Genomic DNA, 14,146 nt, shown 5'->3' on the forward strand with positions numbered 1-14,146 from the left:
CGAGGCTGGCATCACGGTGCAGCGCCACCAACCCGAGCCAGTGCCAGGAGGCCCAATATGACCGTCACCGTTGGCCACGACAGCCAGAAGACCCGCAAGACGCTGAGCGTCAACGGGCAAAGCATCGCATATTACTCGATCCCGGCCGCCGAGGCCGCGGGCCTGGGCGACTTTTCCAAGCTGCCCGCCGCGCTGAAGGTCGTGCTGGAGAACATGCTGCGCTTCGAGGATGGCAAGACCGTCACCGTCGACGACATCCGCGCCTTCTCCGACTGGGCGAAGGCGGGCGGCAAGAGCGCGCGCGAGATCGCCTACCGCCCTGCCCGCGTTCTGATGCAGGATTTCACCGGCGTTCCCGCCGTCGTGGACCTTGCCGCCATGCGTGATGGCATCCTCGGCCTTGGCGGCGACGCCCAGAAGATCAACCCGCTGAATCCGGTCGATCTGGTCATCGACCACTCGGTCATGATCGACGAATTCGGCAACCCCCGCGCCTTCCAGATGAACGTCGATCTGGAATACGAGCGCAACATGGAGCGTTATACGTTCCTGAAATGGGGTCAGAAGGCGTTCAACAACTTCCGCGTGGTTCCGCCCGGCACCGGCATCTGCCACCAGGTGAACCTCGAATACCTCGCGCAGGCGGTCTGGACCGACAAGGACCAGAACGGCGAAGACGTCGCCTACCCCGACACGCTGGTCGGCACCGACAGCCACACGACGATGGTCAACGGCCTTGCCGTTCTGGGCTGGGGCGTCGGCGGCATCGAGGCCGAAGCTGCGATGCTGGGTCAGCCGGTGTCGATGCTGATCCCCGAAGTCATCGGCTTTGAACTGACCGGCAAGATGATGGAAGGCACGACCGGCACGGACCTCGTGCTCAAAGTCGTCCAGATGCTGCGCAAGAAAGGCGTGGTCGGCAAATTCGTCGAGTTCTACGGCGAAGGTCTGGATCACCTGCCGCTCGCGGACCGTGCGACGATCGCCAACATGGCACCGGAATACGGCGCGACCTGCGGCTTCTTCCCGATCGACGGCGAAACGCTGCGCTATCTGGAGCAGACCGGCCGCTCGCAGGACCGCATCGCGCTGGTCGAGGCCTATGCCAAGGAGAACGGCTTCTGGCGCGACGCGTCCTACAGCCCGATCTACACCGACACGCTGCACCTCGACATGGGTGAGATCGTTCCGGCCATCTCCGGCCCGAAACGTCCGCAGGATTACACCCCGCTGACGCAATCGGTCGAAGGTTTCCACAAGACGCTGGGCGAGTATCGCAAGGTCGAAGGCGATGTCATCGACCTCGTGAAAACGGTCCCGGTCGAAGGCAAGGACTATGCGATCAACGACGGTTCGGTCGTGATCGCGGCGATCACCTCCTGCACCAACACGTCGAACCCCTATGTGATGATCGGCGCCGGCCTTGTGGCCCGCAAGGCACGGGCGCTTGGCCTGACGCGCAAACCGTGGGTGAAAACCTCGCTCGCCCCCGGATCGCAGGTGGTTCAGCAGTACCTCGAGGCGGCGAACCTTCAGGAAGATCTGGACGCGCTCGGCTTCAACCTCGTGGGCTTCGGCTGCACGACCTGCATCGGCAACTCCGGCCCGTTGGGCGATCCGGCCATCTCCAAGGCGATCAACGACAACGATCTCGTGGCGACGGCCGTTCTGTCGGGCAACCGCAACTTCGAGGGCCGTATCTCCCCCGACGTGCGCGCCAACTACCTCGCCTCGCCGCCGCTCGTCGTGGCTTATGCCATCGCCGGTGACATGAACGTGGACCTGACGAAGGACGCGCTCGGCAAGGACAAGGATGGCAACGATGTTTTCCTGAAGGACATCTGGCCGTCCAACGAGGAAATCTCGGATCTGGTACACAAGACCGTGACGCGTGAGGCGTTCCAGTCCAAATACGCCGACGTCTTCAAGGGCGACGAACGTTGGCAGGCCGTGGAGACGACGGACAGCCAGACCTACGACTGGCCGCCGACCTCCACCTACATCCAGAACCCGCCCTACTTCCAAGGGATGGCGAAGGAGCCGGGCGTCATCTCGGACATCAAAGGGGCGAAAGTCCTCGCGATCCTGGGCGACATGATCACGACCGACCACATCAGCCCGGCCGGTTCGTTCAAGCCGACCACCCCGGCCGGTCAGTACCTGATCGACCGTCAGGTGCCGCAGAAGGACTTCAACTCTTACGGCTCGCGCCGCGGGAACCATGAGATCATGATGCGCGGCACCTTCGCCAACATCCGCATCAAGAACGAGATGCTGGACGGCGTCGAGGGTGGTTACACCAAAGGCCCGGATGGCGAGCAAACGTCGATCTTCGACGCGTCGATGGCCTACCAAGAGGCGGGCACGCCGCTGGTGATCTTCGGCGGGATCGAATACGGCGCGGGTTCGTCGCGCGACTGGGCGGCCAAGGGTACGGCGCTTCTGGGCGTCAAGGCCGTGATCGCCGAGTCGTTCGAGCGTATCCACCGCTCCAACCTCGTCGGCATGGGCGTCATCCCGTTCGAGTTCACGGGCGGCGAAAACCGCAAGACGCTGGGCCTGACCGGCACCGAAACCGTCAGTATCGACGGTCTGGCTGGTGATCTGAAGCCGCTGTCGAACGTGCCCTGCACGATCACCTATGCGGACGGCACCAGCAAGACGATCCAGCTGAAATGCCGGATCGATACCGCCATCGAGATCGAATATGTCGAAAACGGTGGCGTGCTGCACTACGTGCTGCGCGACCTCGCCCGGGCCTGATCCCCGAAGCGACAGGAAAAAGCCCCGGCAGTGCCGGGGCTTTTTTCATAGCACCAACGCAAGACCGGCGGCGAATGTCGCGCCATGCGTCAGGCCGGGAAACACGGTCTCCTCCACGCTCAGGCCGCGATGCTCCCGCAGCATCTGTACGAGGTGATGCTTCTGCCGCGCCATTTCCGCTGCACCGCCGGGTTGATCCCTGCGCGCCTCGGCATCGCCATAGGCGATATGGATATGACCCGTCAGCCGCCGCGCGCCCGCCTCCGCCGTCCGGCGCATCATCAGACCGTCCTGCCACCAGAGCGATGGGCTGATCGGGGCATACCCCTCAAACCCGCCCTGCCCGGACACGAGCGCATGGAGCGCGAAAAGACCCCCATAGGAATGACCCCAAAGCGTGCGATGCCGGATCGCCGCATCCCCTTCGGCCGCCCGGCGCAGTGGGCCGATCAGCAGGGCGTGAAACTCGGCCGCGCCCCCGATCTGGCGACCGGGCTGCGCCGGATCGGGCATCGGCCCCGCGCCCGGCGACGGCGTATAATCGAGGCTGCGCTGATCGGTGTCGAATTTCCGATCCGTCCGATAGCCGATGCCGATGACATGATCGCGGGTGCGCGCCAGCATCTCGGGGGTCAGCGCATCGAAGGCGGCATTGCCGTCCAAAAGATAGAGCGCGCGGCCCGAGGAACCCTGCCGCGGGACTGCGCGGAAGATGCGGAACCGGCCCGTATCCTCCACCTCGATCCGGTGCGAGGCGGGGTTTGCTTGAAGGATCGCCATCTGCGCCTCCTGCGGCGCGAATTGGGCCCGCGCGGCCAAGGGCGCCAACAGCGCCGCCGTTCCGAACATGATCTGTCGCCGTGTCATCATTCCGCACCTCCATTCCGCGGGTTCTATGCCCTGCCCGGGCCGCCGAAAAGGCGCTTCCGCCGCCGCGTGTCATGCGCTACGCCAAAGCCATGGAACTTCGCGTCTCGGGTCTGGGCTGCATGCGCGGCGGAACGATGGTGCTGCGGCATCTGTCCCTGCATCTGCGCGCCGGAGAGGCGCTGATCCTGCGCGGGCCGAACGGCGCGGGCAAGACGACGTTGCTGCGCACGCTGGCCGGCCTGCAACCCGCGGCCGAGGGGCGGATCGAAGCGCCGGAAGATGCCATCGCCCACTCCGGGCATCTAGACGGGGTGAAAGCGGCCCTGACGGTGCGGGAGAATCTGCGGTTCTGGGCGTCGGTCCACGGCCGGAACATCGGCACCGCGCTTGAGGATATGAACCTTTCCGACCTCGCGGGCCGGGCTGCGGGCACGCTGTCGGCGGGGCAGAAACGCCGCTTGGGCCTTGCCCGTCTGCTGGTCACGGGGCGTCCGATCTGGCTCTTGGACGAACCGACGGTGGCACTCGATACGGCCTCCACGGCGCTGTTCGTGCGGATGATCCAGCGGCATCTGGCGGGCGGCGGCATCGCGATCATCGCAACGCATGTCGATCTGGGGCTGGGCGCGCTGCCGGTGCTGGATCTGGGGCCGCTGCGCGCCATATCGCCCCCATCCGGCAGCTTCGACGAGGCTTTTCTGTGACCGCCCTCCTGTTTCGCGATCTGCGGCTTGCCTTGCGCGCGGGGGGTGGTTTCGGTCTGGGCCTTGCGTTCTTTCTGCTGATGGCGGTGCTGGTGCCGCTGGCCGTCGGGCCGGAGCCGTCTCTGCATGCGCGCATCGCGCCGGGCATCCTGTGGCTGGGGGCGCTGCTGGCCTGCCTTCTGTCGCTCGACCGTATCTTCGCGCTGGATCAGGAGGATGGGTCGCTGGACCTGCTGGCCACCTCTCCGATCCCGCTGGAGGGGGTCGTGGCCGCAAAGGCGCTTGCGCATTGGTTGGTGACGGGGCTGCCGCTGACGGCGATGGCGCCGCTGCTGGGCCTTCTGCTCAATCTGCCGCCGGGCGGGTTCGGCTGGCTCGTGCTGTCGCTTTTGGTAGGAACGCCCGCGCTGTCGGTGATCGGCACCTTCGGCGCGGCGCTGACGGTGAACCTAAAACGCGGTGGCCTGCTGCTGAGCCTTCTGGTCCTGCCGCTCTATGTTCCGACGCTGATCTTCGGGGCCGAGGTGGCGCAGCGCGGCGCGCAGGGCTTTGCCGCATCCGTGCCTTTGGCGCTGCTGGCGGCGATCAGCGCGGGCAGTGCGGCGCTGTTGCCCTTCGCCTCGGCCATGGCGCTGCGCGCGAACCTGAGATGAGCCACGCAAACGGGAGGATGCACATGTCGATCTGGGATTACGCCAACCCGCGCAGGTTCATGCAGCTGTCCGGCATCCTACTGCCGTGGGTCACGGTGCTGGCGGCGGCGGGGCTGGTGATCGGGCTGACATGGGGCTTCTTCTTCACGCCCGAGGATTACCGTCAGGGCTCGACCGTGAAGATTATGTTCCTGCACGTCCCCTCTGCGCTGATGGCCATCAACGGATGGATGGTGATGCTGGTCGCCTCGCTCATCTGGCTGATCCGGCGGCACCATGTCTCGGCGCTGGTGGCGCGGGCGGCGGCGCCGGTGGGCATGACGATGACGTTGATCGCCCTTATTACCGGCGCGATCTGGGGGCAGCCGATGTGGGGAACGTGGTGGGCATGGGACCCGCGACTGACCTCCTTCCTGATCCTGTTCCTGTTCTATCTGGGCTATATCGCGCTGTGGCAGGCGATCGAGGACCCGGACACCGCGGCCGACCTCACCTCCATGCTCTGCATGGTGGGATCGGTCTTTGCGGTGCTGTCGCGCTATGCCGTGCTGTTCTGGAATCAGGGGCTGCATCAGGGGGCGTCGCTGTCGATGGACCGGGCGCAGCATGTGGCGGATGTCTTCTGGTATCCGCTGATCCTGTGCATGGGGGCCTTCGCTCTGCTGTTCCTCGCGCTCGTGCTGCTGCGCACCCGGACGGAAATACGCCTGCGCCGCCTGCAGGCCCTGCTGACAAAGGAAAGGATGGCCTGATGCCCGATCTCGGACGCTATGCCATGGCCGTGCTGGCCGCCTATGGGGCCACGATCGTGCTGATCGGCGGGCTGGTGGGGCTGTCGCTCTGGCGCTCGGCTCGCATCCGCCGCCAGCTCGAGGCGGTGGAGCGGAGGATGCCGCGATGAAACCCCTGCTCTTCGTACCGCCGCTGATCTTCGCCGCATTGGGCGCGGTGTTCCTGTTCGGCATGTTGCGCGACGATCCCGACGCGCTGCCGACGGCGTTCGCGGGCAAACCCGCCCCGCCGATCACCGCCCTTCCCTTCGACGGCGCCGCGCTGCCGGATGACGCAAGCCTGCGCGATGGCACGGTGACGCTGGTGAACTTCTGGGCCAGTTGGTGCGCGCCCTGCCGGGCCGAGCATCCGATGCTCGAAGCCCTTGCGGCGGATGGGGTGCGGATCGTCGGGATCAACTACAAGGACGACCCGGATCAGGCCAAGGCCTTCCTTGCCGGCCTCGGCGATCCTTTTGCCGCCAAGGCCGCCGATCCCGAAGGGCGGATGGGCCTCGATTGGGGCATCTACGGTGTGCCCGAAACCTTCGTCGTGGACGGCACCGGCACCATCCGGGCGCGCATCGCCGGCCCGATCGGAGAGACGGCGATGCGCGAAGTGATCGAGCCGGCGCTGCGCTGATCACCCGGCGCGCAGCACCTCCAGCACCGCTTCGGGGGGCACATCGGCCGCAACGAACGCCTCGCCGATGTCCCGCATCAGGATGAAGCGCAGCCGCCCGTCCACGACCTTCTTGTCCTGCCCCATCAGGTCCAGCAGCCGTTCGGCCCCCGGCAGATCGCCCGGAATATCGGCAAGCGAGGCCTTCATCCCCATGGCCGACAGATGCGCCGCCAGACGGCCTGGCGCCTCTTGCGGCAGAAGACCCAGCTTGCGGCTCAGCTCCATCGCCATGAGGCAGCCGATCGCCACGCCTTCGCCGTGCAGCAGACGGTCCGAATAGCCGGTCGCCCGCTCCAGCGCATGGCAGAACGTATGGCCGAGGTTCAGAAGCGCGCGCTCTCCCTCCTCGGTTTCGTCCCGCTCCACGATGCGGGCCTTCATCTCCACCGAGCGGCGGACGGCGGCCTGCCGCAGATCGAGCGCGCCCTGCGCCATATTCGGGCCGCTGCGCTCCAGCCATTCGAAGAACGCGGCATCGCCCAGAAGGCCGTATTTCACCACCTCGCCATAGCCGGCGCGAAACTCCCGCGCGGGAAGGCTGTCCAAAAGGTCGATATCGGCCAGCACGCGGGCGGGCTGGTGGAAGGCACCGACGAGGTTCTTGCCCTGCGCCGTGTTGATCCCGGTCTTGCCCCCGACCGAACTGTCGACCATCGCCAGAAGCGATGTCGGGATCTGCACGAACCGCACGCCCCGCCGCAGGATGGAGGCCGCAAAGCCCGCCAGATCGCCGATCACCCCACCGCCAAGCGCGATGACCACGTCGCGCCGCTCCACTTTCTGCTCCAGCAGCCAATCCACGCTGCGCGACAGATGGGGCCAGGATTTCGTGGATTCCCCCGGCGGCAGAACCAGCGCCGCCGAAGCGATGCCGCCCGCCGACAGCGCCGCTTCCAGCGGGGCGAGCGCGGCGGCGGCCACGTTTTCGTCGGTGATGATGGCGACGCGCGGACGGCGCAGCAGATCGCCGATCTCTTCTGCGGCCCGGCCGATCAGGCCCCGCCCGATGCGCACCTCGTAGCTGCGGGGTCCAAGGTCAACGGCGACGGTATCCATTCAATCCTCCAGAACATCGGGGCGCGTACGCAGCGCCTCCAGCACGAGATCGCACATCCGATCGAGCGAGAGGCCCGGCGCGCTGTCCACGACCAGCCCCGCCTCGGCATAGATCCCCTCGCGCGCGGCCATCAATTCGGCCAACGTGCGGCGCGGATCGGGGGTGCGCAGCAGCGGGCGGGTGTTGCGGTGGCGCACCCGGCCCCACAGCGTATCCAGATCGGCGCGCAGCCAGACGGCCACCCCCTGACGGGCGATCAGATCGCGGTTCATCTCTTGGATGAACGCGCCGCCGCCGGTGGACAGGATGCAGGGCGCGCCCGCCAAGAGCCGCGACAGCACCTCGGTTTCGCGGCGACGGAAGAAGGCCTCGCCGTCACGGGTGAAGATTTCGGCGATGCTGCGTTGGGCCGCGTGCTCGATCTCTTCGTCCGAATCGAGGAACGGCACCCCGATCCGTTTGGCCAGATGCTGGCCGACCGTGGTCTTTCCCGCCCCCATCATGCCGACAAGGACGACCGTTTTCTTCAAGGCGCACACGCGTCAGATGCCTTTCAACTCGCTTTGACCGGCCACGGGTGGCCCGCGGCACTGTTATGCGGTAATGGCGTGATAAACGGGCGAACGCCATATACAATCGCATGGAAGGCGCCCCCCGCCGGGGGTGCAAGAGGAACGGAAGTCGATGATGGGATGGATCGTCAAGGCGGTGCTGGTGCTGGTGGTGCTGGGTTTCGTGGCCCTCGCGGCCTTTGCGTATCTGGGCGACATGACCCCGCCGCAGGACGAAGAGACGCGGCCGGTGACATTGGATGCGAACTAGGGCATTTGCCGCAGCCTGCGCATTCGCCTGCCCCGCACTCGCCTTGGCGGAGCAACCGCTGTCGGCCATAGACTGGCTGTCGCGTTCGATCACGGCGCCGGCGCCCGTTTCGGCGCCGCGTCCGCGCGCGGAAAAGACGCAGCCCGCCCCGGTGGTGCCCTCCCGCGATGCGGGGCTGGATGCGGCGGGGCTTTTGTCGCCGCGGCAGACGGGCCTGCCGCGCGATCTGTGGGGGTCTGGCCCGACCGAGGCGATCGCGGCGCGGCTGACGGCGCTGCCCGACGGCGCGCTGCCCGCGCTGCACGATCTGATGATGCGCCTTCTGCTGGCCGAGGCGACGCCCCCGCGCGATGCCAAGGACGGCACCCTGTTCCTTGCCCGCATCGACAAGCTGCTGCAACTTGGCGCGCTCGATCAGGCGCAAGCCCTTTTGGAGGCGGCGGGCAGCGATGCGCCCGGCCCGCTGCGCCGCATCTTCGACATCGCCCTGCTGCTCGGAACCGAGAATGACGCCTGCGGCCGGGTGGAGCGTATTCCCGGATTGGCCCCGACCTTCCCGGCGCGGATCTTCTGCCTTGCCCGCTCCGGCGATTGGAACGCGGCGGCGCTGACCCTTCGCACCGGCGAGGCGCTGGACCTCGTACCCGAGCGTGAGGCCGCGCTTCTGGCCCGCTTCCTCGATCCCGACCTTTATGAGGGGGAGCCGGTGCCGCCCGTGCCGGAGCGGATGACCCCCCTCGTCTGGCGGCTCTATGAGGCGATCGGAGAGCCGCTTCCCACCTACAGCCTGCCCATCGCCTTTGCTCATGCCGAACTGCGCGAGACGGCGGGCTGGAAGGCGCAGCTCGACGCGGCCGAGCGTCTGACGCGGGCGGGCGTTCTCGATCCGAACCATCTTTTGGGCCTCTATACGCTTCAGCGGCCGGCGGCCTCGGGCGGGGTCTGGGACCGGGTGGCGGCGGTGCAGGCCGTGGACAGCGACATCTCCAACGAGGACACGGATGCGCTGCAGGTCGATCTGCCCCGCGCCGTGGCCCGGATGCAGGAGGCGGAGCTTCTGGTCCCGCTGTCCCGCATCTTCGCCAAACCGCTGCTCGCGATGGATCTGCCGGACGCCACGGCGCGGCAGGCCTTCCGCCTCGGCCTTTTGTCGGGCGATTTCGAGGATGCCCTTGCTGGCCCGGTGCCGGAAAACCCGCTGGATCGGTTCCTTGCCTCCATCGCCCGGGGCGAACCCGATGCGCCGCCCGCCGACGACATGGCCCGCAGCGTGCAGTCCGGCCTGACGGATGCCGCCCCGCCCGACGAAGCCGCCGATCTGATCGCCGAAGGGCGCACCGGCGAGGCGCTGATGCTGGGCATCGAGCGGCTGAACCTTGGCGCAGAGGGCGATCTGCGCGCCATGACCGAGGGCCTCGGCACCCTGCGCGCGCTGGGTCTGGACCAGCCCGCCCGCCGCGTTGCGATCCAAGCGCTGCTTTTGGGCCGGACATGACCGATCTGAACTGGATCTCCCGCTTTCTGGAGGCGCAGGCCGCCGAACTCGGCGCGGCGCAGAACACGCTTTTGGCCTATGGCCGCGATCTGCGCGATTTCGCCGGTTGGTTGGCGCGCCGGGACAGCGATTTCGCCCGCGCCGACCGCCATGCCGTAGAGGATTACCTCGTCTTTTGCGATGCGCAGGGGCTGTCTGTGGCGACACGGGCGCGGCGGCTGGCCTCCATCCGGCAGCTCTATCGGTTCGCCTTCGAGGAAGGTCTGCGCACCGACAACCCCGCCATCCGCATCCGCGGCCCGGCCAAACGCCGCTCGCTTCCCGGAACGCTCGAGATCGACGAGGTGGACCGCCTGCTGGAGGCCGCGCGCGATCAGGGGCGCAAGGACGCGCTTCAGATGCGCAACCGCTGCCTTTTGGAACTGCTCTATGCCACGGGGATGCGGGTGTCCGAACTCGTCGGGCTGCCCGACAGCGCGGCACGGGGCAATCCGCAGATGCTGCTGGTGCGCGGCAAGGGGGGCAAGGAACGGCTCGTCCCCCTCTCCCCCCCGGCGCGGGAGGCGCTGACGATTTGGCTGCGCGAACGCGACCGGATCGAAGAGGCGTCCGCCACCCCCTCGCGCTTCCTCTTTCCGGGGCGCGGGCGTACGGGGCATATCACGCGCGAGTATTTCTTCCGCCTCATTCAGGACATCGCGGTGGCGGCGGGCATCCCCCCATCGCGCGTTACGCCGCACAAACTGCGCCACGCCTTTGCCACGCATCTTCTGGCGGGCGGCGCCGATCTGCGGGCGATCCAGATGATGCTGGGCCATTCCGACATCTCCACCGTGGAGATCTACACCCATGTCGTGGACGAGCAGTTGAAGGATCTGGTGCTGAAGCGGCACCCGCTGGCGAAAGAGTGAACATTTGTGTTGACGCTGGCCGGTCCTGCCGATAGCCTTTGTATCAATAAGTCGGCCGGTCCGACGGGGAGAAGACTATGGATAAGGGGCTGGCTTTGCCGCCCCTTTTTCAATTTCACCTCCGCATGAAGGGGCCTGACAGGGGACGCGCGGCGTGGTAAGTCCGGCGCGGAACCATCTCAAGGACCGGTGAATATGTCCAGAAAACTCCCCAGCCTGCTTGCCCTGATGATCGGACTGGGCCTTGCCGTGCCGGCCTTCGCGCAGGACGCGCCTGCCCCCGCCGCCGATGACGCCACCGCCGAACAAGGGCTGAGCATGGGACAGACCGAAGGCCAGCCGGCCCAGGACGGCCCCGGCAGCATGTATGTCGAAGCGACGTTCGAGGATTGGCAGCAGCGCTGCATCCGCGCCGAGGAAGGCCAGAAGGACCGCTGCCAGCTGTACAAGCTGCTGAAGGACGATCAGAACAACGCTGTTGCGGAATTCAGCCTGTTCAACCTGCCGCAGGGCAATCAGGCCGCGGCCGGTGCGACGGTCATCGTTCCGCTGGAAACGCTGCTGACGGCGAACCTGTCGCTGAAGGTCGATAGCTCGCCCGCGAAGGTCTATCCCTTCACGTGGTGCAGCGAAGTCGGCTGCGTCGCCCGCATCGGCTTCACGCAGGCCGAGGTGGACGCGCTGAAACGCGGCTCCAAGGCGGTTCTGACGATCGTTCCGGTCGTGGCACCGGACCAGAAGGTCAATCTCGATGTCTCGCTCGCGGGGTTCACCGCCGGCTATGACGCCGTCGTCACCTCGAACGCCGAGTGATCAGACACGCCTGAGCGCCAGAACGGCGTTCAGGCCCCCGAAGGCAAAGGCGTTGGACAGGGCGACATTCACCTGCCGGTCGCGGGCGGTGTTCGGCACTACGTCCAGCGCGCATTCGGGATCGGGTTCCTGATACCCGATCGTCGGCGCGATGACCCCGTCGCGCAGCGCCATGATGCAGGCCAGAAGCTCCACCGCGCCGGTGCCGCCGATCAGGTGGCCATGCATCGATTTCGTCGAGGAAATCATCAGCCGGTCCGCGTGATGCCCGAAGACATCGGCCACCGCCGCGCATTCCGTCTTGTCGTTCGCCGCCGTCCCGGTGCCATGGGCGTTGATATAGCCGACCTCGTCCCCGTTCAGCCGCGCATCGCGCAGTGCCCCCGAAATCGCGCGCGCCGCCCCTTGCTTGTTCGGCATGACGATGTCCGATGCGTCGGATGTCATGGCAAAGCCGATCACCTCGGCCAGAATGTCAGCCCCGCGGGCGCGGGCATGGTCGTAATCCTCGAAGACGAAGATCGCCGCCCCCTCGCCCTGCACCATGCCGTTGCGGTTCAGGCTGAACGGGCGGCAGGCATCGCGCGACATGACGCGCAGCCCCTCCCACGCCTTGATCCCGCCGAAGCAAAGCATCGATTCCGATCCCCCCGTCAGCATCACCTGCGTCATGCCGGAGCGGATCATGTGGAACGCCTGCCCCATGGCGTGGTTCGAACTGGCGCAGGCCGTCGCCACGGTGAAGCTCGGCCCCTTCAGGTTGAACTCCATCGTCAGGTGGCTGGCGGCGGCGTTATTCATCAGCTTGGGCACGACGAAGGGGTGAACGCGGTTCTTCCCCTCCTCGTAGACGGTGCGGTAATTCTCATCCCAAGTGTTTACGCCGCCCGCGGCCGTGCCCAGCACGACCCCGGCCTGATAACTCAGCCGCCCATCGAAATTCAGCCCGGCCTGCGCCACAGCCTGCCGTGCAGCCAGAAGCGTGAATTGGGTGAACTTGTCGTAGAGGACGATCTGCTGGCGGTTGAACCACGTTTCTGGGCCCCAGTCATGGACCTGCGCACCGATGCGGATCGACAGCCGGTCGCGGTCGCGGATGTCCAGGCCGCTGATCCCGCAGCGCCCCTCGCGGAAGGCCGCGAAGGTGCCGTTCACGTCATGGGCCAGCGCGTTGACCGTTCCCGCGCCGGTGATGGCGACGCGGTTCATGCCGCCTTCTGCGCCACCAAGTGATCCACCGCATCGGCGATCGCCCCGACCGAGGTGATGTCGAACCCGCTCGACAGCGGGTCGTTGGCGTTGAACGGCACCGCGATGTCGAAGGTTTCCTCGATCGCGAAGATCGTCTCCACCAGCCCCATGCTGTCGATGCCGAGATCGGCGGGCGACGAGTCCGCCGTCACGTCCGAAGGTGCCAGCATCGCCTGATGCGCGATGATGGCGATGACCTTCTGATGGATGTCGTTCATGGCTGTTCCCCCGGGATGCGTCTCCCGAAGGGTTTACCCGTCTTTTGCGACAGTTTTTTGCAGCTCGGCAACCGTTTTGGCAAGGCGCGGCAGGCGGCGCAGGGCCTTCTGCATTTCGATATGCAGATCCATCTTCACGGCGGGATAGCCCAGAAGCACCCGGCCCGCCGGTGCGTTGCTCAGGATCTTGGTGCCGCCGCCCGCGATCACGTCATCGCCGATGAAGATGTTGTCCGACACGCCGACCTGACCGGCCAGCACCACCCGGTCACCGATCTTGACCGACCCGGCGACCCCGACCATGGCACACAGAAGGCAATCGCGCCCGACCTGCACATTGTGGCCAAGATGCACGAGGTTGTCGATCTTGGTGCCGTTTCCGACCTTGGTGTCGCGGATCGTGCCCCGGTCGATGCAGGAGTTCACCCCCACCTCCACATCGTCGCCGATGCTGACGCTGCCGAGCGAGTGGATGCGGACCCATTCCTGTTTGCGGATTTCCTCGCGCAGGCCCAGCGTGTGGCGGATTTCCTCCACGCCGGACACTTCGGGCGTGACGAAGGAGAATCCGTCGCCGCCGATCGTAGCCCCCGGATGCGCGATGAAGCGATCGCCGATCACCACGCGCGCGCCGATCCGTGCGCCGTTCAGGATCAGGGCATCATCGCCGATCACCGCCCCTTCGGCGATGGAGGCATGGGGCGCGATGCGCGCATTCGCCCCGATCCGCGCACCGGCACCGATCGTCACGAAGGGGCCGATCGCGGCACCGTCGCCAATGGTCGCCGTCGGGTCGATCACCGTCATGGGGTGGATGCCCGGCGCGATGGCGGGGCCAGGATCCATCATGCGCGACAGATGCGCCATGGAGAGCCGCCCACGCGGCGCGAAGATCGCAGCCTCCAGCCCCAGGGCGCGCCAGTCGGCCCCCTGCCACAGCATCGCGGCGCGCGCAGCCCCCTGCGCCAGCCCATCCGCGTATTTCGGATCGACCGCCAGCGCCAGATCTTCGGGGCCCGCCGCCGCCGGTTCCGCCGTCGCACCGACCATGAGGTCGAGATTGCCCTCCGCCTCGGCGTTCAGGGCTTTGGCGATGTTGCGGATGGTATGGGGCATGTCGTTCTCCGGTGGTTT

Annotated in this window: 16 protein-coding genes; 10 read left to right on the plus strand and 6 right to left on the minus strand. The window is 66.7% G+C overall.

Going from position 1 to position 14,146, the window contains the following annotated elements; all coding sequences use genetic code 11:
- The first annotated feature begins 57 nt into the window (after window positions 1-57).
- On the plus strand, window positions 58-2,763 hold the full coding sequence (acnA, locus tag GR316_RS03455) for an aconitate hydratase AcnA (protein ID WP_211784657.1): 2,706 nt from the start codon (window positions 58-60) through the stop codon (window positions 2,761-2,763).
- Window positions 2,764-2,808: 45 nt separating this feature from the next.
- Here the strand turns inward: acnA and GR316_RS03460 are convergent, their stop codons facing one another.
- Window positions 2,809-3,633, minus strand: coding sequence for an alpha/beta hydrolase (locus tag GR316_RS03460; protein ID WP_211784658.1), 825 nt, complete (start codon window positions 3,631-3,633; stop codon window positions 2,809-2,811).
- Window positions 3,634-3,722: 89 nt separating this feature from the next.
- Here GR316_RS03460 and ccmA point away from each other — a divergent pair, with 89 nt between their 5' ends.
- The 5 genes from ccmA to GR316_RS03485 are packed head-to-tail and all read left to right on the plus strand — an operon-like array spanning window position 3,723 to window position 6,403.
- Window positions 3,723-4,337: a heme ABC exporter ATP-binding protein CcmA gene (gene ccmA / locus GR316_RS03465; protein WP_211785092.1), complete on the plus strand. Its 615-nt coding sequence runs from the start codon at window positions 3,723-3,725 to the stop codon at window positions 4,335-4,337.
- Complete coding sequence (gene ccmB / locus GR316_RS03470; RefSeq protein WP_211784659.1) at window positions 4,334-4,990, plus strand: heme exporter protein CcmB; 657 nt, start codon at window positions 4,334-4,336, stop codon at window positions 4,988-4,990. Before ccmA ends, ccmB begins: the two co-directional genes overlap by 4 nt.
- A 23-nt stretch (window positions 4,991-5,013) precedes the next feature.
- Window positions 5,014-5,742 carry a heme ABC transporter permease gene (locus GR316_RS03475; protein WP_211784660.1) on the plus strand — a complete coding sequence of 243 codons (729 nt, stop codon included), beginning with the start codon at window positions 5,014-5,016 and terminating at the stop codon, window positions 5,740-5,742.
- Complete coding sequence (ccmD, locus tag GR316_RS03480) at window positions 5,742-5,891, plus strand: heme exporter protein CcmD (protein ID WP_390625178.1); 150 nt, start codon at window positions 5,742-5,744, stop codon at window positions 5,889-5,891. The genes GR316_RS03475 and ccmD overlap by 1 nt, the downstream gene beginning before the upstream one ends.
- A complete protein-coding gene (locus tag GR316_RS03485) occupies window positions 5,888-6,403 on the plus strand; it encodes a DsbE family thiol:disulfide interchange protein (RefSeq protein ID WP_211784661.1) in 516 nt (171 codons plus the stop codon). The genes ccmD and GR316_RS03485 overlap by 4 nt, the downstream gene beginning before the upstream one ends.
- On the opposite strand, the gene aroB is transcribed toward GR316_RS03485, so the two are convergent.
- Together aroB and GR316_RS03495 are read right to left on the minus strand one after the other, a co-directional pair.
- Window positions 6,404-7,501: a 3-dehydroquinate synthase gene (gene aroB, locus GR316_RS03490; RefSeq protein ID WP_211784662.1), complete on the minus strand. Its 1,098-nt coding sequence runs from the start codon at window positions 7,499-7,501 to the stop codon at window positions 6,404-6,406.
- The gene (locus tag GR316_RS03495) at window positions 7,502-8,005 is read right to left on the minus strand and encodes a shikimate kinase (protein ID WP_249218832.1); all 504 of its coding nucleotides are present in this window, start codon (window positions 8,003-8,005) and stop codon (window positions 7,502-7,504) included.
- Window positions 8,006-8,186: 181 nt separating this feature from the next.
- Here GR316_RS03495 and GR316_RS03500 point away from each other — a divergent pair, with 181 nt between their 5' ends.
- The 4 genes from GR316_RS03500 to GR316_RS03515 all read left to right on the plus strand — a co-directional run bounded on the left by GR316_RS03500 (window position 8,187) and on the right by GR316_RS03515 (window position 11,543).
- Window positions 8,187-8,324 carry a hypothetical protein gene (locus GR316_RS03500; protein WP_211785214.1) on the plus strand — a complete coding sequence of 46 codons (138 nt, stop codon included), beginning with the start codon at window positions 8,187-8,189 and terminating at the stop codon, window positions 8,322-8,324.
- 43 nt (window positions 8,325-8,367) lie between these two features.
- The gene (locus tag GR316_RS03505) at window positions 8,368-9,819 is read left to right on the plus strand and encodes a hypothetical protein (protein WP_249218806.1); all 1,452 of its coding nucleotides are present in this window, start codon (window positions 8,368-8,370) and stop codon (window positions 9,817-9,819) included.
- A complete protein-coding gene (locus GR316_RS03510) occupies window positions 9,816-10,730 on the plus strand; it encodes a tyrosine recombinase (protein ID WP_211784665.1) in 915 nt (304 codons plus the stop codon). Before GR316_RS03505 ends, GR316_RS03510 begins: the two co-directional genes overlap by 4 nt.
- A 195-nt stretch (window positions 10,731-10,925) precedes the next feature.
- Window positions 10,926-11,543: an invasion associated locus B family protein gene (locus GR316_RS03515; protein WP_211784666.1), complete on the plus strand. Its 618-nt coding sequence runs from the start codon at window positions 10,926-10,928 to the stop codon at window positions 11,541-11,543.
- Here the strand turns inward: GR316_RS03515 and GR316_RS03520 are convergent, their stop codons facing one another.
- From GR316_RS03520 to lpxD, 3 genes are read right to left on the minus strand one after another with little or no spacing between them, the layout of a single operon-like run.
- Entirely contained in the window at window positions 11,544-12,752 is a 1,209-nt protein-coding gene (locus tag GR316_RS03520; RefSeq protein WP_211784667.1) for a beta-ketoacyl-[acyl-carrier-protein] synthase family protein, read from the minus strand.
- Window positions 12,749-13,012: an acyl carrier protein gene (locus tag GR316_RS03525; protein WP_211784668.1), complete on the minus strand. Its 264-nt coding sequence runs from the start codon at window positions 13,010-13,012 to the stop codon at window positions 12,749-12,751. Before GR316_RS03525 ends, GR316_RS03520 begins: the two co-directional genes overlap by 4 nt.
- 33 nt (window positions 13,013-13,045) lie before the next feature.
- Window positions 13,046-14,128 (minus strand): UDP-3-O-(3-hydroxymyristoyl)glucosamine N-acyltransferase, encoded by a 1,083-nt coding sequence (lpxD, locus tag GR316_RS03530; RefSeq protein WP_211784669.1) that lies wholly within the window; start codon window positions 14,126-14,128, stop codon window positions 13,046-13,048.
- Window positions 14,129-14,146 lie beyond the last annotated feature (18 nt).

The organism is Falsirhodobacter algicola (assembly GCF_018279165.1).
Taxonomy (GTDB): domain Bacteria; phylum Pseudomonadota; class Alphaproteobacteria; order Rhodobacterales; family Rhodobacteraceae; genus Falsirhodobacter; species Falsirhodobacter algicola.

Coding starts and splice junctions, on each gene's coding strand:
- GR316_RS03520 (WP_211784667.1), bottom strand. CDS start 12,752: ATGAACCGCGTCGCCATCACCGGCGCGGGAACGGTCAACGCGCTGGCC.
- GR316_RS03525 (WP_211784668.1), bottom strand. CDS start 13,012: ATGAACGACATCCATCAGAAGGTCATCGCCATCATCGCGCATCAGGCG.
- GR316_RS03515 (WP_211784666.1), top strand. CDS start 10,926: ATGTCCAGAAAACTCCCCAGCCTGCTTGCCCTGATGATCGGACTGGGC.
- ccmA (WP_211785092.1), top strand. CDS start 3,723: ATGGAACTTCGCGTCTCGGGTCTGGGCTGCATGCGCGGCGGAACGATG.
- ccmD (WP_390625178.1), top strand. CDS start 5,742: ATGCCCGATCTCGGACGCTATGCCATGGCCGTGCTGGCCGCCTATGGG.
- GR316_RS03510 (WP_211784665.1), top strand. CDS start 9,816: ATGACCGATCTGAACTGGATCTCCCGCTTTCTGGAGGCGCAGGCCGCC.
- lpxD (WP_211784669.1), bottom strand. CDS start 14,128: ATGCCCCATACCATCCGCAACATCGCCAAAGCCCTGAACGCCGAGGCG.
- GR316_RS03485 (WP_211784661.1), top strand. CDS start 5,888: ATGAAACCCCTGCTCTTCGTACCGCCGCTGATCTTCGCCGCATTGGGC.
- GR316_RS03475 (WP_211784660.1), top strand. CDS start 5,014: ATGTCGATCTGGGATTACGCCAACCCGCGCAGGTTCATGCAGCTGTCC.
- GR316_RS03495 (WP_249218832.1), bottom strand. CDS start 8,005: ATGATGGGGGCGGGAAAGACCACGGTCGGCCAGCATCTGGCCAAACGG.
- GR316_RS03500 (WP_211785214.1), top strand. CDS start 8,187: ATGATGGGATGGATCGTCAAGGCGGTGCTGGTGCTGGTGGTGCTGGGT.
- aroB (WP_211784662.1), bottom strand. CDS start 7,501: ATGGATACCGTCGCCGTTGACCTTGGACCCCGCAGCTACGAGGTGCGC.
- acnA (WP_211784657.1), top strand. CDS start 58: ATGACCGTCACCGTTGGCCACGACAGCCAGAAGACCCGCAAGACGCTG.
- GR316_RS03460 (WP_211784658.1), bottom strand. CDS start 3,633: ATGATGACACGGCGACAGATCATGTTCGGAACGGCGGCGCTGTTGGCG.